This is a genomic window from Nonomuraea insulae (assembly GCF_042656245.1).
The window spans coordinates 537,610-556,738 of sequence record NZ_JBHSPA010000023.1; the positions used below are offsets into that span (position 1 = coordinate 537,610).

The 19,129-nt window shown below is 68.1% G+C and carries 13 protein-coding genes; 6 read left to right on the forward strand and 7 right to left on the reverse strand.

Features of this window, described 5'->3' with window-relative positions:
- Positions 1–3 precede the first annotated feature (3 nt).
- From ACFPZ3_RS20225 to ACFPZ3_RS20235, 3 genes are all read left to right on the forward strand, one after another.
- On the forward strand, positions 4–1,944 hold the full coding sequence (locus ACFPZ3_RS20225) for a WD40 repeat domain-containing serine/threonine protein kinase (protein WP_379515703.1): 1,941 nt from the start codon (positions 4–6) through the stop codon (positions 1,942–1,944).
- Positions 1,945–2,307: 363 nt separating this feature from the next.
- Positions 2,308–2,787 carry a hypothetical protein gene (locus tag ACFPZ3_RS20230; protein WP_379515704.1) on the forward strand — a complete coding sequence of 160 codons (480 nt, stop codon included), beginning with the start codon at positions 2,308–2,310 and terminating at the stop codon, positions 2,785–2,787.
- Positions 2,757–2,978, forward strand: coding sequence for an integrase core domain-containing protein (locus ACFPZ3_RS20235; RefSeq protein ID WP_379515705.1), 222 nt, complete (start codon positions 2,757–2,759; stop codon positions 2,976–2,978). The genes ACFPZ3_RS20230 and ACFPZ3_RS20235 overlap by 31 nt, the downstream gene beginning before the upstream one ends.
- A 287-nt stretch (positions 2,979–3,265) precedes the next feature.
- On the opposite strand, the gene ACFPZ3_RS20240 is transcribed toward ACFPZ3_RS20235, so the two are convergent.
- Entirely contained in the window at positions 3,266–3,394 is a 129-nt protein-coding gene (locus ACFPZ3_RS20240; protein WP_379515706.1) for a hypothetical protein, read from the reverse strand.
- 214 nt (positions 3,395–3,608) lie between these two features.
- On the opposite strand from ACFPZ3_RS20240, the gene ACFPZ3_RS20245 reads away from it, so the two are divergent.
- Positions 3,609–3,899 (forward strand): integrase core domain-containing protein, encoded by a 291-nt coding sequence (locus ACFPZ3_RS20245; protein ID WP_379515707.1) that lies wholly within the window; start codon positions 3,609–3,611, stop codon positions 3,897–3,899.
- 155 nt (positions 3,900–4,054) lie between these two features.
- On the opposite strand, the gene ACFPZ3_RS20250 is transcribed toward ACFPZ3_RS20245, so the two are convergent.
- Entirely contained in the window at positions 4,055–4,552 is a 498-nt protein-coding gene (locus tag ACFPZ3_RS20250; RefSeq protein WP_379515708.1) for a hypothetical protein, read from the reverse strand.
- Between the two features lie 11 nt (positions 4,553–4,563).
- Positions 4,564–4,944 (reverse strand): WD40 repeat domain-containing protein, encoded by a 381-nt coding sequence (locus ACFPZ3_RS20255; RefSeq protein ID WP_379515749.1) that lies wholly within the window; start codon positions 4,942–4,944, stop codon positions 4,564–4,566.
- Between the two features lie 660 nt (positions 4,945–5,604).
- On the opposite strand from ACFPZ3_RS20255, the gene ACFPZ3_RS20260 reads away from it, so the two are divergent.
- Entirely contained in the window at positions 5,605–6,279 is a 675-nt protein-coding gene (locus tag ACFPZ3_RS20260) for a tyrosine-type recombinase/integrase (RefSeq protein ID WP_379515709.1), read from the forward strand.
- Positions 6,280–6,838: 559 nt separating this feature from the next.
- Here ACFPZ3_RS20260 and ACFPZ3_RS20265 read toward each other — a convergent pair.
- The 3 genes from ACFPZ3_RS20265 to ACFPZ3_RS20275 all read right to left on the reverse strand — a co-directional run bounded on the left by ACFPZ3_RS20265 (position 6,839) and on the right by ACFPZ3_RS20275 (position 16,268).
- Positions 6,839–13,027 (reverse strand): S8 family serine peptidase, encoded by a 6,189-nt coding sequence (locus ACFPZ3_RS20265; protein WP_379515710.1) that lies wholly within the window; start codon positions 13,025–13,027, stop codon positions 6,839–6,841.
- Positions 13,028–13,044: 17 nt separating this feature from the next.
- Complete coding sequence (locus ACFPZ3_RS20270) at positions 13,045–13,233, reverse strand: hypothetical protein (RefSeq protein WP_379515711.1); 189 nt, start codon at positions 13,231–13,233, stop codon at positions 13,045–13,047.
- 80 nt (positions 13,234–13,313) lie between these two features.
- Positions 13,314–16,268, reverse strand: a complete 2,955-nt coding sequence (locus ACFPZ3_RS20275; RefSeq protein ID WP_379515712.1) for an ATP-binding protein — start codon at positions 16,266–16,268, stop codon at positions 13,314–13,316.
- A gap of 174 nt (positions 16,269–16,442) precedes the next feature.
- Here ACFPZ3_RS20275 and ACFPZ3_RS20280 point away from each other — a divergent pair, with 174 nt between their 5' ends.
- Positions 16,443–16,790, forward strand: coding sequence for a hypothetical protein (locus tag ACFPZ3_RS20280; protein WP_379515713.1), 348 nt, complete (start codon positions 16,443–16,445; stop codon positions 16,788–16,790).
- Positions 16,791–17,114: 324 nt separating this feature from the next.
- Here the strand turns inward: ACFPZ3_RS20280 and ACFPZ3_RS20285 are convergent, their stop codons facing one another.
- The gene (locus tag ACFPZ3_RS20285) at positions 17,115–18,938 is read right to left on the reverse strand and encodes an APC family permease (protein WP_379515714.1); all 1,824 of its coding nucleotides are present in this window, start codon (positions 18,936–18,938) and stop codon (positions 17,115–17,117) included.
- Between the last annotated feature and the right edge of the window lie 191 nt (positions 18,939–19,129).

Sequence of the window (19,129 nt, forward strand, 5' to 3'; positions counted from 1 at the left end):
TCGGTGAGCGTGGGGCCTGTGCACCTCCTGGCGGGCCGATATCAGATCCAAGGAGCACTCGGCCGGGGCGGCATGGGAACGGTCTGGCACGCATGGGATACCGAACTGGACCGGGCCGTCGCCATCAAGGAACTGCGGCTCTCCGACGACATCCCCGAAGAGGAACGCCGCAACTGGTACGCCCGGATGGAGCGCGAGGCCAGGGCCGCCGCCAGACTGAAGCACCCCGGGATCGTCACGATCTACGACCGCGTGGTCGAAGAGGACGGACGCCCATGGATCGTCATGGAGCTCATCCGCGGTTCTTCCCTCGACGATCTGCTCCGCCGGCACGGACGGCTGCCTGCCGAGAGGGTGGCCGCGATCGGCCTGCAGATGCTGGACGCGCTGATCGCCGCGCACGCCACAGGAATTGTGCATCGCGACGTCAAGCCGGCCAACGTTTTGTTGGAAGGTGATCGTGTCGTCCTCACCGACTTCGGGATCTCCACGCTGGAGGGCGACGCTCCTCTGACGAGGTCCGGCGCCCTCCTCGGAACCCCGTCCTTCATGTCCCCTGAGCAAGTGCACGGTGGTCCCGCCACAGCGCAGTCCGATCTGTGGTCTCTCGGCGCCACCCTCTACACCGCCGTGGAAGGCCATCCGCCCTTCTCCGGCGCAACACCCGGATCCGTCTTCGTCGCCATCGCCACCGAGCAACCGGACCCCACGCATCATGCCGGACCACTTGTTGCCGTCCTGGACGGCCTGCTGCGCAAAGATCCCACCATACGGCTGACCGCCCAGGCCACCCGCGACAAACTCACCCACCTCGCGGCCGCCCAAGGCACCAATCAACCCAGCATCGGCTGCTCCTCGGAAACCGATACAGGACCACCGCCCAGCGGCGTGCCCCTCCGACGCGGACCGCGGACCCTGAGAACGCTTCCCGCCGTGGGGCTCGTCGTGGCTCTCGCCGGCATCTCCGCTGCCCTGGCCATCTGGCTCCAGTCCCCACCCAGCCCAGTGCAGAACAGATTTCCCAGACTCGCCTGGCTGTCGGACTCGGAAGCGGGCTGGGGGTCTGGGCTGGCGCTCAGCCCAGACGGGACCACCCTGGCGGTGGGAACCAGGACCGGCGTCGAGTTCTGGGACGTCGCCACGCGCCGGAAACTGGGTGACACGGTAGAAATTTCCGGAGCGCACCGCGTGGACGAGCTCGTATACAGTCCCGACGGCAAGAAGCTGGCCGTGCTCAACTATGGCCTCGGCGGCCGGCAGCTCCATCTCTGGGACGCCGTCAGCCGCAAGCCAGATGGGCCGGCACTGATGAGCGGCGGCGAGATCCTGGGACTCGCCTTCAGCCCCGACAGCAGGGCGATCTCGGTCACCAACACGGAGAGATCGTGGACCGAGCTGTGGGCGGTCGCATCGCGGCGACCTGTGGGAATACCGGTCAAGACCGAGCCCCTGGCAGTCTCCGTCACATTTCTGGACCCTGGCGGCAAGCTCTTCGTCTCGGACGGCCCTGAGGTATGGGATACCACCACGGGCCGCAAGCACCGTCGCCAGCTCCCCATCACTCCCTGTTCGAGCGGCGGCTCCCCCGCAGCCCTCGCACCAGACGGTCAGACCGTGGTCATGACGAGCTTTCAAGAAAGGCGGCTCTGCTTCTACTCCACCAAGACCTACACGCAGATCGGCCTCACCCGAGAAGTACTCGAAGAAGCGAAAATGGGCCCGGTCGCCTTCAGCCGAGATGGCGCCATCCTGGCCAGTGGCGGTAAGACTGTCCGGCTCTGGAACACCCGTACCTTCGAGCAGATCGGGCCGGACCTGACCCCCGTCGAGACCGAGAGCGTGTCACGCGACGGCGACCGAGTCGCCATCACCCCTGACGGCAACGTCCTCATCAGCCTGACCAGTGCGGGCGTCGAGTTCTGGGACATCAGCTCCGCTGGTTGAGTGGCTCCCGGCATCACGCGCCGGGCCGGTCAGCGATCCCAGGACATCTGAACAGGTTCGTCAGGGACATCCTCGGCGAACAGACGTTCCAGCAGTGCGCCTGCCGATAATCACATCCGCCCAGGTCACGGTCAATGTGAGGGCTTCGCGCGGCGGCGCGAGCTCCAGCCACCAGGAAAGGCAAACGCGTGCGGCATGATGATCGGCCGTGCTCCTTCGCCTGGCCTACCTCACCGTCACGAACACGTTCGCCGCTCGCATCGACCCGGGCGTCCAGCAACGAGTCAGGAGCTTCGAGACTTGATCAGTCGCCTGGCGTCGGAGAATCCCACGTGGGGCCATCGACGGGTACACGGTGAAGTGGTGCGGCTCGGCATTCAGATCAGCGCGGCAACCGTGCGACGCATTCTGCGCTCCCGCCACTTCGCTCCGGCGTCCCGTCATCTCGACACCTCCTGGCGCACCTTTCTACGCTTGCAGGCTAAGAGGCTCCTGGCCTGCGACTTCTTCCACGCTGACACGATCTTCCTGAAGCGCCTGTACGTGTTGTTCATGATGGAGGTCGGCACGCGACGCGTGCACCTCATGGGCGTCACCTGCCACCCGACCGGCGCGTGGACCGCACAGCAGGCCCGTAATCTCCTGATCGACCTCGGCGAACAAGCAGCGTCGTTTCGATTCCTCATCCGCGATCGAGATGCCAAGTTCACCGCCATGTTCGATGAGCTCTTCGCCGCCGTAGGCGTCACGGTGCTGAAGACGCGCCACGAACGCCGAGGGCCAACTGCTATGCCGAGCGGTGGATCCGGACGGTGCGCGCCGAGGTCGCCGACCGCATGCTGATCTACGGGGAACGTCATCTGCGCCCGGTTCTGCACGAGTACATCGATCACTACAACGGCCACCGACCTCACCAGGCGCGCAGCCAACGAGCACCCGATCAAGACGAACAGGTAGTGGTGTCCATGCAAGGCCGGATCGAACGCCACAAGGTACTCGGAGGAGCGATCAACGAGTACCGCCGAGCCGCCTAACTCGATCAGCGAAACCCCAGATCAGACCCTACGCGCGAGTTTTGACGCGCTACAGGATGGCCATGATGGATCGGGGAGAAACCGCAACGGATTGAAGAGGCTGGACTACGTAGGCAGTAGGGTCATCGCCGCGGCGATGACCCTACTGCTTGTCGGCACGCCGCTGCGCACATCCGGCAACCTCGACATCGCCACCGTCTCGGCCGGGAACGCGCCCGAAACTTCTGGATCTCCTGACCCGAGAGTTTGGGACTCGAGGGCCTGTGGGTGCCGAATATTGTGTCGCCTCATGCGACCTGGGCGTACTCATGCAGGAGGCCGCCGAGCCGGTCTCGTCGGGTGGCCTTGATGCCGGCGTCGAGCGGCTCGGGTGGCGCCCGGAGCGGACTGTGCGCCTGGCCGAGTAGCGGGGGCATCGCAGCCCCCGGCTACTCGGCCAGGCGCACAGTGCGGACAGTACCGCTCGATCCGCCCATGACTGCCTTGGACGGCCAACCTGACGGCGCAGCACTGCGGCTTCGTGCCGAGTACAAGGATCTCCATGTTCCTGGTCGCGTCGCTACGAGCCAGTAACGTCAGCCACCCCACGATGCGGCAGAAGATCATATAGAAGAGACAGCGCCATGCGCATTGAGCACGCCCAACCCAGGCCACTGCCCGGACCAGGAAGCCAAAACAAACTCGCAGCTCACGACCGAGCACCTTCGATCAGTCCTGGACGAGTACACCGACCATTACAACAGGCATCGACCACACCAGTCCCGCCGGCAACGCCCACCTGATCACGACGAACGGATCGTCGTGCCGATGGAAGGTCGGATCAGGCGTCGAAGAGTGCTCGGCGGAGTGATCAACGAGTATCACAGAGCCGCCTGGCTGATCCAGAGAAACACCAGCTCAGACCATGTGTATAGGTTTTGAGGCGGTACACCCAAGATGGACGGCGCCCTGCGGGCGATGGACGCCCGGCTCGCCGACCTCCCGCACGCCCGCGCCGTGCTGGCCAGGGCCCGGGCGGTCCTGGGCGAGTCGGCGTCCGGCGGCTGAACGTCACCGCCGCCGGGCCAGGCGGGCTGTCATCGGCGCATCATGACCCAGTGCTGGTCACTGCCGGAATGGCCGCACGTCGCCGCCGAGATCTCCCACGGACGCCGCACATTGTGGTGCAGGCACAGGTTGCGCAGGTGCTTCCATCTGATCTGGATGACCGTGTCCCACACGCCCTCCTTGACCACGGGGAAGGTGAACTGCTGGCGCTTGTCGCCGCTACACCGCCCCACCTGCACCGCGGTGCCCTTGGGCGCGCCCAGGCAGTACGTGCGCCCGCGGTAGGTGATGGCGAGCTGGGAGCGGGCCGTGCGCTTCCACAGATAACCGTCGAACTTCGTGGACGGGCAGTAGTTCGCCTGGGCACGGAAGCCTAGCTTGGCCGGGGTGCGGTCCGCCGCGTAGGTCAGGCAGCGGTCATCGTTTCTGATCAGGTAGGTCTTCGGGGCCGCCAGGGCGGGGGAGGGGACGAGCGCGGCGGGGATGGCCAGGGCGAGGACGGCCGCGATCGTTAATCGTCTGCTCATGGCATGGCATGCTACGACGATCTTCCGGGCGCGAGGCGCCGCTCGCCCGCCGTCACGGCGCCGGGCGCCTTGAGCCGGTACGGCGGTGTCCTGCTGACCGCTACCATCGCCCCCCTGTCAGTTCCGGGCGGCGAGGCATGTGGCTCGGTACGGCACGTCGGGATGTACTGTTGCCATTCTCGCGCGGTGAACCCACGTTCCGCGATGATGCATACGGCGGCGAGACGATCGGCCGGAAGAGCTACCTCCCACTGCCGCACCGTGCCGTCCCAACCGCCGCCGGCCAGGCGGGCACCGTCCGGGGAGTACACCACCGAGAACACCTCGTCCTTGTGGCCGGTGAGGGATTGGCCAAGCTGGCGGCCGGTGCGTGCGTCGGTCCGGCTCGACAGGTAGTTCGTTCATGACCAGCGACTCCACAGTGGTCTCGGACATCAAGCGTCTCTGCCTTGATCATCAGAGCCACCATAGCTTCGCAGTCCCGCTTCTGAGCTTCCCCCGCAGTCCGGGTCACTTGACCGAAGGCCATCTCCCAATCGAGTGCGAGCCCTAGCCAGCGCGTCTGTCGTCGCACACCGTGGGGGCGGAGGTGGGGCAAAGGGCAAAGACTCGTGTGCAGGTCAGCAGGCGATGCGGCTGTGTGGATGCGGAAACGGGACGTCAGCGAGGTGTGACGTGTCCGCGTCTGCTGGCGGACGACGATCATGGAAGCTGGTATTTCGCTGTGCAGGTACGCGGCCTGGATGGGCAGCGGCAGCGCGTCCGCCAGGGCGGATACGCCGACCCGAGGAAGCGCAGACGGCAGGCCGCGCTCTGGCCGCTGCCGACCGCGACGGTACAGGAGCCGGATGCACCGTCGGTGAGTGGCTGGCACGCTGGCTGGCCCCCAAGGACACTCTGCGGCCGTCGACCCGGCAGGGCTACGCCACACACATCCGCCTCTACCTCATCCCGCAGTTGGGACGGATCCCCTGCGCCACCAGCTCACCTCGCGCGACGTCAACGGACTCCTCGCGGCCCTCGCGGCCCGTCCCTCGCCGACAGGCCGCCGGTTGTCGCCCGCGACCGTGGTGCGGATCCACGCCACCTTACGGACCGCGCTGAACGCCGCGGTCCGCGCCCGGCTGATCCCGGTCAATCCGGCCAACGGCGCCGAACTGCCCCATCCCCGGCGACCGCATCCGGTCGTCTGGACCGCCGGGCGGACGGCCCGCTGGCAACAAGCGGGAGAACGTCCAGCAGTGGCGGTCTGGACCGAACAACAGCTCGCGACCTTCCTGACCGGCCTCGCGCAGGACCGCCTGTACGCCGCATGGTGGCTGGCCGCGCTGCGCGGATTGCGCCGCGGTGAGCTGGCCGGGCTGCGCTGGACGGACGTCGACCTGCAGGCCGCGGAGCTGACGGTGGCGCAGCAGCGGGTGCACGCCGACGGCCGGGTCGTGGCCGGACCGCCGAAGAGCACCGCCAGTTGCCGGGTGATGGCCCTGGACGCCGAGACCATACGGGCGCTGATGCGGCACCGCGAGCGCCAAGAGGAGCTGAGCACGACGGCGGGCACCCGCAGGCAGCACTCGGGATACGTGTTCACCACCGCGACGGGTGCACCGCTGCGGCCGGACTACCTCACCGGCCGCTTCCGCCGGCTGGTGGCCGCCTCCGGACAGCCATCAATCCGGCTGTACGGCACGGCGCCGCCACCCTGGCGCTGGCCGCGCACACCGATCTGAAGGTGGTGCAGGCCATGCTCGGGCACGCCAGCATCGTGCTGACCGCCGACACCTACGTCTCGGTACTCCCCGAGGTCGCCCACCAAGCCGCCAGAGATACCGCCCGGCTGGTGCTGGAAGCCGCATCCGCGCTGGGGCGGCCGCGGCGGCTGACTCAGCTTTGCCTCACATCTGCCCCATGCCGCTGCCGACCGCGGACCCGGTTGGAGTTTCCGCTGGTGGAGTGGCGCGCCCTGCAGGATTCGAACCTGCGACCGTCGGATTAGAAGTGTGCTCCAACACCCCGACGCGCGGTGCGCATGCCCCCGCGGGCAGGGCCACAACCTCCCTGCCCGGAGGAGCGCTTCCCTCATTATCCCGCAGTGCCATCGTCGGTCACATGCCTTGGCACAGCGGGTTGGCAGAGTGCCACGAGTACTCCCATGCGGCTTGAACTGCATGGATGGAGTTTTCGGCGAGCGCAGGTCGGAAGCCGCGAACTCGGTAGGCGTGGTCAGAGCCTCCACGGCGATCCTTTCCGAGGAGGCTCTGACCACTGCTGGCGGATTGGTTGGCTATCTCATAGGCGCGGGTCCTGCTGGACCTTCAGGGCGTTGAGGATCGGGTCGCGCTCGCCGATCTCGCGGCGAAGCTCGACCTTCAGATCGCCACCGGCATGCTCGACGGTGACCGTGTTCACGTCCGCGGTCAGCGCACCCACCCTCGCCTGCACGTCGTGGTCGTGGAGCACGGCTTTGCCGTCGGCCAGGACATCGAAGGCACGCTTGCCGATCTTGACCTTCTCGATCTCCGCAAAGTCGAGGCCGATTCGGTACGTCCCGGCGGGCGCGTTCTTGAACACGTAGGCGAACGTCTCGCCGGTCCGCTGGGTGCGGAACAGGTCGTCGTCCTCCGTGCCGCCGATGTCGGCCTTGGTGGCACGCGCCCTGCCGCCGACGTAGCCCCACGGCCGCGAGCCGAGTTCCTGGTCGGGCGACCAGACGAAGCCGTCGGCACCGACGTGCCCGGCCCCGCCCGCGTCGACGCCCTTCCAGTAGGCCGAGGTCGCCAGGCGGACCGGCCTGAGCTGGGCTTCGCCCTTGCCGGCGTTCGACGCCACGAGCACGTCCCCGACGAGCACGCCGGGCACGACGGCGGCGTTGTCGGCCGTTGCCGTGACCGTGGTGGACTCGCCGACCGCGAGCTTGACCGTGCCGGCCGCGGCCGCGCCCGTGAGGGTCAGCCACGGAAGGTCGGCGGCCTCGTGCCCGCCCTCGCTGGTGCGTTTCTGCTCGCTGAGCCGCACCTCGAGCGGGGCGGAGCCGGTGTTGGTCACGATCACGTTGGCGGTCGCCTTCTGCTCCGGGCCGAGGAGCCAGTCGAGGTCACCTCCCGTGATGGTTGTGACGCCCGTGGTCAACGCCGCGTCAACCACCTCGGCCTGATCCTTCTTGGCGATGGTCACGGGGCGGCCGGCCATGACATAGTTCGGCGCCCAGACCTGCACGGTGTTCTCGCCGACCAGTGCCTGGGCCTTCCACCGGCCCTTCACGTCGGCGGTGATGACCCGGTCACCGCTCGGCCCCCTGAGCGTGACGATCGCGCCCGCGATCGGCTTGCCGTCGTTCGCGTCGGTGACCGTGCCCTCGATCGTGCCCGCAGCCGGGAGGGTGTACTCCAGCCCCAGACCGGCCGTCAGGATGGGCTGGTTGAAGGAGTACTGGCTCGCGGGGTTGCGCTTCAGGCTCTCCAGGCCGACCGTCGCCGACGACCCGCGGGTGACGGGGTTGTCGCCGCCGATGCCGTCGCCGTACCCGATCTGGATGCGGCCGTCCGCGATCAGGGTGACCGAAAAGCTCACCCGGGCCGCCCTGTCGCTGTCGAAGGCGGCGTTGCGCCACTCGATGACCTCAGCGGCCAGGCCGTCCACCTCGGTGGTGCCGAAGTAGATGCCCGCCTGGTCGTCGACGACAAGGTCGTCCCAGAGCGGAAAGATCGCGTCGAACGCGTACGGCGACGGCAGCGCCGTGTTGTTCCCCAAGGTGCTGGCCCGGTCGAAGATCAGCGCGCCGTTCGTCGTCACACACACGCCGTCCCAGGCCGTGTCGTAGAACGGGAACAGGAAGCTGGAGTCGAACCACAGCACGCCGCAGACGTCATCTCCGTGCCACCCGGACTCCTCCGTACCCTGGCGGTAGAGCCCGTCGGTCGCCTTCATCGAGTACGAGCGACCGGCGGGGGCCACCGGCACGGGGCCCGGCTCCGGCTCCTCGGGCTGGGGCTCCGGCTCCGCCTTGTCTCCGCGCGGATCGAGCGTCACGCGCAGCGCCGCGATGCTCGGAGCCCGCAGGCCCTTCGAGCCCCGCAGCTCCACGGTCAGCGGACCGCCGTCGTGCTGCACGACGGCGGTGTGCCAGTCGGCGGCGTTCGGGCCGACGGCTTTCGCGGGGTCGTAGGCGTACTGCGTCAGCTCGTCGTCGACGAGGACGTCGAACACCCGCTTGCCCTGCTTCATCTGCTCGATCTCGGCGAACCCGAGGTCGACGGCGTAGGTGCCCTTCGGCGCGTCGGGGAAGGTGTAGACCAGGTCCTTGCCCGGCGTGGTGCGCTGGGACTGGAACAGGGCGTCGTCCTCGGTGCCCTTGATCGCGGCCCTCGCGGAGATCGTCCTGTCCTTCCCGGTGTAGCCCCACGCCCCCTTACGGGCCGCCTGGTCGCCGGACCAGGTGTAGCCGGAGGCGTCGGTGAACGAGGGGCCGCCGGCGTTGACGCCGACCTGGTACTTCGTGGTCGTGAGCGTCACTGGGACGTAGGTCTTGGGCTGCCGTCCGGAGTCGGACCGCACGACGATGTTCGCGCCGAGAGTGCCCGGGTCGGTGTCCTTCGAGGAGATCGAGACCTTGACCGTCGTCGACTGGCCCGGGGCGAGGGTGCCGCCGGTCGAGGAGAGCGACAGCCAGGGCAGGTCGGTGAGCAGGTCGTCCTCGACGTCGACCAGCACGACGTCATCGGCCATCTGGTCCGCCGCCCACAGCGCCCCGGTCGAGTCGGTCTCGAGGCCGCCGCCCTGGCCCACCTTCTGGCCAGGGAACCACCACGCGTTGACGAGCGAGCAGTCGTCGGGGTCGACCTGCAGCAGGCGGGTGGGCCTGTTCGAGGTGAGGTCGGTGTACCAGATGGTGTCGGAGGCCTGGTTGTAGGCCAGGCCCATCACCTCGGGCAGCGGCGGGGCGCAGAAGGACAGCAGCGCACCCGCGTTGTCGTGCGACGTCCCGGCGACGGTTCCGATCAGGCCGTTCTTCCGGCCGCCGATGTAGAACACGTCCTCGGCAGGGTTGTAGGCGAGTCCGGTCAGCTGCAGCGTGGACCAGTCACCCTTGATCTGCCGGGTTTCCTTTCCTGTCTCCCGGTCGAAGCAGTGGATGTAGCTGGCCGGGCTGTCCTCCATCTGGCACATGTCACCGGTCTTGGTGTCGAGCGCCATGTCGAACGCCCGGTACTTGGGGTTCCACGAGGCGTCGAAGACCTTGCCGGTCGGCTTGCCCGTCACGGTGTAGGCGGTGTTGGTCCGCGCGGTGTAGTCGTGGACCCAGACGTCGCCGTCGTACCCGATGCCGGAGGGCTCCTTCTCCGCGATCGTGCCCGGGATCTCGATGCGGGTGATGACGTCGCCGCCGGAGGTCGTGCCGACCTTGCCGGCCGCCTGTGCTTCCGCGGCGCTCGCCGTCGCAGCCTTGCCGTCGACGTTCGACGGCTTCATGCCGCTCGCACCGGCCTTCCACGCGGTGAGGTCGATCGTGCTGTCCGCACCCTTCCCGGTGCGCGTGGTGGCGCCGGCAGCGTCGAACTCGTGGTGGCGCGCGGCCTCGCCCAGGTCGTACGTGAGCGGGGCGGAACCGTTGTTGGTCAGCGTCAGCGAGCCCACACCATTCTGGTCGGTTCCCATCACGGCGTCGAGGCCGCTCGCCTTCAGGCCGGCGACGCCCGTGGTGAGGCGCGCGTCGATCGTCGCCTTCGCGTAGAGCTTGTCGAGGGTGAAGTCGTACGACCCCGTCACGTAGTTCGGCGCCTCGACGGTCATCGTGTAGCCGGCGACCGGCAGCTGGCGATGCACGACCCCCGTCCCGTTGGTCGTGACGCTCTCGACGAGGCCGTTCTTGTCGGTGAGCGAGACCTTGGCCCCGGACACCGGCAGCCCGTCGTTCTTGTCGACGACGGTCGCGTCGAGGTAGCCCCAGTCCGGAAGGTCGTAGGTGACGATCATCCCGTCGTGGAGCACCGGGACGTTTTCGGAGAACCGGATGCCGTCCACACCGGCCCAGCCCTGGATGCCGGTGATGGTGCGGGCGCCGCCGGTCACCGGGTCGTCGGTGCCGATGCCGTCGCCGTACCCGAAGATCACCTTGCCCGAGCGGGTGAGCGTGGCCGAGAAGCTGACCGGCTCCGTGTACTCAGACCGGATCGGGTAGGCCCAGATCTTGGCGTCGCGGAACTCGATGACGAACGCGTCCTCGCCGTCGACCTTGGTGGCCGTCGTGAAGACTCCCCCGCCGGGGGCGAACTGGACGGGGGACGGGACGTAGAACGGGAAGATGCCCGCACCGCCGGTGCCGGGTCCGGTGGAGGTGTTCGGGGAGATCACGCCGCGCAGGCTGATTCCGAGGGTGTCGTGGCTGCCGTTGTAGAGCGCGATCGGGAACGGCAGGTTCACCGTCGCCCACACGCCGCTCTTGAACGCGACCGGGTCGGTGCCGCGCAGGTACTCCCCCTCAGAGAGGGAGCAGCTGTAGCCGCCCTTGTCGACGACGAGCCCGATCGGGATCTCCAGCGACTTGTTCTCGGCACCGACGGTCAGCGGGACGAGCGTCGGCGAGAAGCAGGCGTTGGGCGTGACGGCGAGCCCGTACTGGCCCTCCGGCACACCGGCGATCGTGAACGCGCCGTTGGCGTCCGTGCGTACGGCGTCCAGCGGCGTGTCCTTGACGGAGACGTCGGCGTTCGGGACGGGCTGCTTCTTGTCGTCGATGACCCTGCCGCTGATGTCGTGGCGCGCGGCGGCGGTGAGGGGAACCTCAACCGAGGTGTTCTGGCCGAGGGTGACCGTGGCGCTCGCGGTCGCGGTCAGGTACCCGAAGATCTTGGTGCTGATCTGGTAGTCGCCGACCGGGAGATTTATCGTGAACCGGCCGTCCTTGTCGGTCCCGACGGACCGGCTGAACGGTCCGCTGATCGTCACGTCGACGGCGGGTACCGGGGCGCCGTCGGCGGTCACGACACCGGTGAGGGTACCGCCCTGCCGGGGTGCGAGCTCGAGCAGGCGGACGAGGTCGAGCCGGCCTTCGCCGTACTTGTTGTTGAAGTCGGCGGTGCCGCCGCACTCGGTGTCGTCGACGTCGACGGCCGACTCGGCCAGCAGGCGGCGGGTCTCCTCGACCTGCCCGATGAGGGTCGGGTCGTAGCTCCACAGGCCGGCGACGGCGCCGGCGACGTGGGGAGCCGCCATCGATGTGCCGGACATCTCGGTGTAACTGCCGTTCGGGTAAGACGAACGGACGGCGACGCCCGGAGCGGAGATCTCGGGCTTGATCCCGCCATCTTCACCCTCGCCCTTGCGGGAGAATGACGCGAGCGTGCCGTCCGACGCGTAGGCGCCGACCGAGTAGGCACTCTTGGCGGAGCCGGGCGAGGAGACGGTGTCGCAGCCCGCGTACGGCGTGGTGTTGCCCGATGACCAGACGCTGAAAATGCCCGCGGCGCTCCATGCCTCGTCGATGGCCTGGAAGAAGTCGTCGAAGTTGTGCTCGGCGTTCTGGCCCCACGAGTTGTTGATGACGTGGGGGCGCTTGGACGGGTCGGGGTTGTTCCCGTGGACGTCGGTCGGGGCGAGCAACCACCAGCCGGACTGGAGCAACGACTCGACGCCGGTGCTGTCGCAGCAGCCGTTTGTCGCGATCCACTGCGCGTCCGGGGCGACGCCGACGTGGTTGGTGCCGTCGTCGCCGACCATGGTGCCCATGGTGTGCGTGCCGTGTCCGTTGTCGTCGCACGGTGCGCCGGTGCACGTACCCCGGGTGGCCATCCAGTTGTAGTTGTGGTCGACGGTGCCGTCGGGCTTCCTGCCGCGGTACTGCTGCATCAGGGCGGGGTGGTCGAATTGAACGCCCGAGTCGAGGTTGGACACGGTGATGCCCGCACCGGTGGCCCCCATGGCCCAGGCCTTGGGGGCGTGAATGGCGTCCAGACCCCACGAGACGGTGCCATCCTCGGCGGTGGCCTCGGGGGCGGCGGGGCGGACGGCCTGGTCGGCCGGCGTCTTCTCGTCCACGGGCTCGACCAGCGCGACCTGTGGCGACGCATGGATCTCGGCGACCTGCCCGACCGAGGCGACGTCGAGCGCGAGCTTCTGCGTGCCGCCCTTGACGAGCACGGCGTTGACGAGCGGGTAGGACGTGTACTTCACGCCCGCCGCGTCGAGTTCGGCGGAGACGGACGCTGCGGAGGCCTTGGCCGAGGCCTTCAGTGCGTCGTAGACGAACTGACCGCGAGTGGTCCAGTCGGCGATCTTCTTCGCCGGCGCGAGGTCGGCCTTGGTGCCGAACGTGATCCAGAAGTCGGCGACCGGCTCCGTGCGGAAGCGGCCCTTCAGGTCCGACGCGATCTTGTTGGCGGCCGCACCGGGATCCGGCTCAGCGGCCGACGCCGGTGGTGGCGGGATCATGCTCAGGCTGACCGCTACGGTCAGCGAAGCGACGAGGGCTTTCAGTCTCACGTGGGGGGTCCTCCGGCCTACAGGGGTTGGTAGGGGTCGTGGCTCTCGTCATCGCCGTCATCGCCGTCATCCCGGGCGTCAGGGGCGTCGGGGACGTCAGGGGCGTCAGGGGCGTCAGGGGTACTGACGCGCGGCTCGCGCAACAGCTCAGGTGGTTGCTGGTGCTCGATGAGGGAGTCGTCACGCGCGATAGGTCGCTCAGGCATGCACTGCCCTAGGGCCATGGATCATGGAGTCATGCTCGGCGTGACGAGCGACCTTCGCTATCCGGCAGATACGTCAATTTTCACGACGGGTCGCCGAGAGAACCCTCTTCTGCGAACACTCCGGCCTCTACTGCCTTGACCGCGAGCGCGGTTCGGGAACTCACCTTCAACTTGCGCATCGCCGCACGCAGCTGTTGATCCACCGTGGCCGGTGACTTGGCCAGAATCCGGCTGATCTCCCGGTTCGTCTTGCCGGCGACGACCAGTCGGACCACGTCGAGCTCACGAGGTGAGAGCCGGTCGCCGTACCCCCGTCGACCGCCGCGCCACAATCGCGGAACCTCGGCGCCGTGTTCGCGAAGCCGCTGTGCGACACGGTCCGCATCGCCGCGGGCTCCGAGCCTGAACAGTTGCTCGTACTGTGCGGCCAGCAGCTCTCGGCCCTGTTCGATCTGGCCTTGCGCCATGAGCGCCTCGGCTTGACGCTCGCGGGCCAGCATGGCGTCGTAGGGGCGCGGCAACGCGTTCCAGGCGCGCGCCGCCCGGTCGTACGCCCTCGCCGCGCGGGCGTGGTCTCCGGCTGCGGCGGCCAGCAGAGCACGGCATACGGTGAGGGCGGCGCGAGGCGCAGGCGCCGTACGGCCACGCAGTCCTCTGGCGAACTGGTCGCCCAGGCGTGTCGCGGCCTTCAGGTCGCCCGCGACGAGGTGTGCCTCGATCCGGGCGGGGACGAGGTCCGTCGCCCAGACCCAGATGCCTTTTCTCTGGACTGTGTCCATCGGCTCGTTCGTGATCTGCAGCGCCCGCCCGCTGTTTCCGTCCGTCAGCCATAGTCTGGCCAGCGCAGCGGCGGCTTCCATCGTGTCGTCGGCTGCGCCGAGACGGGCAGACTCCTCAAGGACCAGCCGGAACTGCTCCCCCGCGGCGCGCCGCCGTCCGGCCGCGGCCGCCAGCCGGGCCGCGAGGCGAATGCTGCCGAGGTAGTGCGCCGGCCGGTCTCGGTCAGCATCGGCGAGCGCCGCGCTTCTCTCCGCGAGACCCTCCCACCGGCCGGTGAACCACGCCAGGTTGGTCTGTTCGAGTCGGACGTTGTGTTGCAGCCGGGACGCCTGCTCGGCCTCGGCAAGGCGCATGGCCACGGCGAGGTGTTTTTCCGCGTCGGCGTACCGACCCCAGATCAGTGCGCCGGTCCCGACATTTGTGTGGATGCGGGCCACGTCGAGACGCTCCGCCGAGGCCGCGCCGTCGATGGGCAGGTCAGCGACGACGTCCCAGGCCTCCTCTTCGCCGAGCATGAGCAACGCAGCGGCTCGGTTGCCGGCCAGGTTCAGCCGCTCTGCGGGAGAATCGACTTCGGCGGTGAGCTCAGCGGCGCGATCCAGCCAACGCCGATGGGTCGACGCCGGCCACGGTCCCGCGTAGGCCCATCCTAAATAGGTCATTGTCCGGGCTGCCTCGACCGGGTCATGGTCGAGGTTGGTCACCGCTTGCTCGAGCTCGCTGAGTGCGGCCTGCGCCTCACCTCCGATGATCAGGAGCCGACCTAAGGGGTTACGGATCTCGGCCTGCTGGCGGGCGGAGAGACCGGGGGTCTCCAGCACCGAGCGCAAGGTACGGATCACGCGGTGGTAGACCTCGTCGACCGGTTCACGACGGCCCAGTGCGGCTACTCCGGCGATGCGCGCGACTCGTGCCCGATCCGCCGGCGGCAGCTCGGACCACGAAACCAGATCGACCAGCAAGTCGACCGCCTTGGTGTGGTCACCCGAGGCCATGGCCAGCTCAGCACCCTGCTCGGCGTACCGCGCCCAGGACCGTGTCTCGCCCGCCTCACGGAAGTGGTGGGCAAGGCGTGCGACAGGCGGCGGATGGATGTCCTCCAAGGCCCGGCCGGCCAGCAGGTGGAAGTGTCTGCGGTCGGTCAACGGGATCGCTTCGTAGACAGCCGTGGCGGCCAGCACATGCCGGAATCGCCACTGGTCGCGGTCGTCTCCGTCCAGGACGCCGACGTCGGCCGCCTCCGCGATGGCGCCTCGGCACGCAGCTGGTGACAGACCGGCGGTCATCGCGATCGTGGCCACCGATGACCGCTCAGCCAACGTGGCCGCGGCTCGCAACACCTGCTGCGCCGTCGGCGACAGACGGCCCACCCGCTCCCGGGTGGAGTCGCGCACCGTTGGCGGCACCTGTAGCTTGCGCAGCTTCAGCCGGACCCACTGTCCGTCGCGGAAGACGAGGTCGGCACGGTCGCACATGAGGCGAACCGACTCCTCCAGCACCAGAGGAACCCCACCGGTCCGCTCGTGCATGAACGTCGTGAACTCCTGCGATATCGGGTTGCCGTCCAGCATCGAGGACACCAGCGCTGCCGTGTCGTTGAGTCGCATCGGCGCCAGCGCGATCCTCAGCTGGGTCACGCCGGCAAGCAACCGGGACGTCAGCCGCAGCAACAGCGATCCGGCGTCCACCTCCTCCGGCCGATAGGAGATCACGAGGCTTGGCCCGTCCGATTGCTGTCGGGAGGCGACGAACAGCAGGAACTCCAAGGTCACCTCGTCGGCCCAGTGAGCGTCCTCGAGCACGAGAACGTCGACACGCAGAGCCCGCAGCAGCTCGTCCAGGGCGCGGAACAGGCGATGCCGTGCCGCCTTCGCATCGTTCAAAGGCTGCAATGCGGGCGGCAGGTCCGAGGACCATTCAGGGAACAGGGGCCGTAACGCACCCGCAAGCTCGGTGAGCCGCAATCGCGACACCGGGCGGTCGATCCCACGGAACGCGTCGACGATCGGCCCCAACGTCAGCGACTCGCGAAGCGGTGGGCACACCGAGACCAAGGCAGTGCGCTGGTCCGGCGCGGCCAACCACTCTCGCAATAGCCGGCTCTTCCCGATCCCCGCCTCGCCCTCTACCAGGACGATCGCCGGTGGCCGGGCCAAGGCGACCCGAAGCGCCGCCATCTCCCGATCACGACCCACGAAATGGGGCGTAGAAACCGTCGGTGAAGTCCCATCGTCCTCGGGCAAGGGGTCGAGCATGCGTGATGATCTCGCTTTTCGATGCTCGGGCGCAACTACCCGCCCGCCCGGGATCCTGTGAGTGCCAAGAACTCGGCCTGAGGGGTGTCAATACTCCGTTCACGGTCGTGAGCTGCGGGTTCGTCTCGGCTTCCTGGCCTAAGCAGTGGCCCGGGTCGGGCATGCTCGAGGCTCGTGACGCTCCGTCTCTTCTACATGTTCTTCTGCCGCATCGTGGGCTGGCTGACGCTGCTGGCTCGTAGCGAAGCCTCCAGGAACATGGAGATCCTCGTACTGCGGCACGAGGTCGCGGTGCTGCGCCGTCAGGTGTCCCGTCCGAGGCTGTCATGGGTGGATCGAGCGGTGCTGTCCGCGCTGACCAGGGGACTGCCGGCGGTGCCGCGTGCTCACCGACTGGTGACACCGGGGACGCTGCTGCGCTGGCACCGGCGTCTGGTCGCGCGTCACTGGACCTACCCGCACCGGAGGATGGGACGGCCTGCGACCGATTCGGCGGTCGTGGCGTTGATCCAGAGGCTGTGACGCGATGAGAACCATGGCAGATACGGGATGACTGGGCGTCGATGCGGCCCCTCGAAGCGCCGGTACGGCGCGTGAAACAAATTCCAACGCTAGCGGAGCGACACTGCGCAGTCTCCCCGCACGGGGCAAAGCCTTCCCAAGCTCTCCGGCGCTGGAGACAGAGGACCCGGGCCCACCGACGTGCCGGCGGTACGACCTTCCCTCGCATCCAACGGGCCGGCACATCAGGCGAGACCAGGCCGCCATCCAGCGCAGCGAATCCGAGCTCTCCGAACTCGGCCGGCTCTGGTAGCCGGCCCGCGCTTGTTCACGGGCCGTCCCTCGTCACGGTAGGTGCATGGGGACGCGCGCCACGATGACATCCGGGCGGCCCCGTAGCTCCTCGGCGAGGACGAGGTCCAGGTGGTTGTGCAGGAGGCTGTATCGCAGACGGTCAGGCAGCACTATGGGGATCAGGACGACGAGCTGCTCGTCGTGGCGCCGCGCGAATTCGTCGATATAGGTCACTACGGGGCGCGCCACCGAGGCGTAGTCGGTCTCCAGCACGTGCAGCGGCACACCGGGGTCCCATCGGGCCCACTGCTCCCGTAGCTCCTCAGCACGCCCGGGGCTGGTTTCGGCGCCACTTGTCACCACGGTGACGGCCACGACTCGGTCGCTGATCGATAGCGCCATCCCGATGGCGTGCTGAGTCAACCGGGAGACATCGGTCACCGGCACCACCACCAGGGTGTCTCTGCGGCAAGGCCGGCCGGGCGGCATGTCCAGACCGAGCGCGTGTGCAGTCCGCTGGTAATAGGAGTGGATTCGGGCGAACAGGACAATCAACAGCGGGATGGCCAGAGTCACAACCCACGCCCCCTCAGTGAACTTCGAAACGAGGAATATCCCGCTGGCGGTCGCCGTCACACACGCACCGATGCCGTTGATGACAGCCCGATGCCGCCAATGCCGTGGCCGGATCCGTCTCCAGTGCCGGACGAGCCCCGTCTGCGCCAGCGTGAAGCTGGTGAACACCCCTATGGCGTACAACGGGATCAGCGCCAGGGTCTGCCCGTTCACCGCGACGAGCAGTACTCCTGATAGGACGGTCAGCGTGCAGACGCCGTAGGCGAACACCTGCCGGTCGTCACGCAGAGCAAACAGGTGCGGCAGGTAGTTGTCCTTGGCGAGGAGACCGGCCAGCACCGGCAGCCCGCCGAACGCCGTATTCGCGGCCAGGGCGAGCACCAGCGTGATGGTCAGCGAGAGCAGGTAGTAGGCCCAGTTCCTGCCGACGGCAGCGGCCATGACCTGGCTGAGTACGGTCTCCTCGGATTGCGGGCCGATCCGCCAACGGTCCGCCAGCACGGCCAGTCCCAGCAGCATCACCGCAAGGATGTTGCCGAGCAGCAACTCGGTACGCTTGGCGCGGAGGGCCCGCGGCGGCCGGAACAGCGGCACACCATTGGCGATCGCCTCTACTCCGGTCAGCGCACTACATCCGGCCGAGAACGCCTTCAAGAGCAGGAGCAGGCCCACCGTCTCCAGCCCGGGCAGGGCCGGACGGTAGGGGCGGACAGAACCCGCCGCAAGGGGATGTAGCAGCCCGACGGCTATGACCGCCAGCAACCCACCGATGAACACCACCGTGGGCAGCAGGAACGCTCTGGCCGTGTCACCCAGGCCGCGCAGGTTGAGAACGGTGATGACGGCCAGGATGCACAGGCAGATCGGCACGGTAAGAGCGATCAGGCCGGGAAAGGCCGAGGCCAGCATGCCCACCCCGGCGGCGATGGAGACGGCAACGGTCAAGGTGTAGTCGACGATCAGGGCCGCTGCGGCGAGCAGCTTGACGCGTCCGCGGAAGTTGGCCCGGCAGACCGCATACGAGCCCCCGCCTCCCGGATAGGCGTCGATGACCTGCCGATAAGAGAACACCAAGGTGGCCAGCAGGAGCACGATCACGACGGTGATCGGCAGCACAAGACTCAGCGCACCGGCCCCGGCCACGGCCAGCACCGCCAGGATCGCCTCCGGCCCGTACGCCACCGATGTCAGAGCGTCCAGCGACAACGCGGACAGCCCCTCCACGGGCGTGATCTGCTCTTTGGAGACCTCCTGTGCGCGCAGCGGCGGCCCTATCAAGGACCGCCAGACCGACCTCATTGCTCCCGCCAGCTCAACCCCCCGCGCAGTCCCGTCCAGAATGCCGACTTCACCCTCGCCTGCGGGCGACGGTGAAGTGATGAGTCACCGATGATCGGATAAAGACCCGGGTCCTCGCTCACTCGTCTCATGTCGCTGTTTCATGAGCCAGACAGGCCAGGTCGTCGCGGCGAGCGCTTTCACACCCGCAG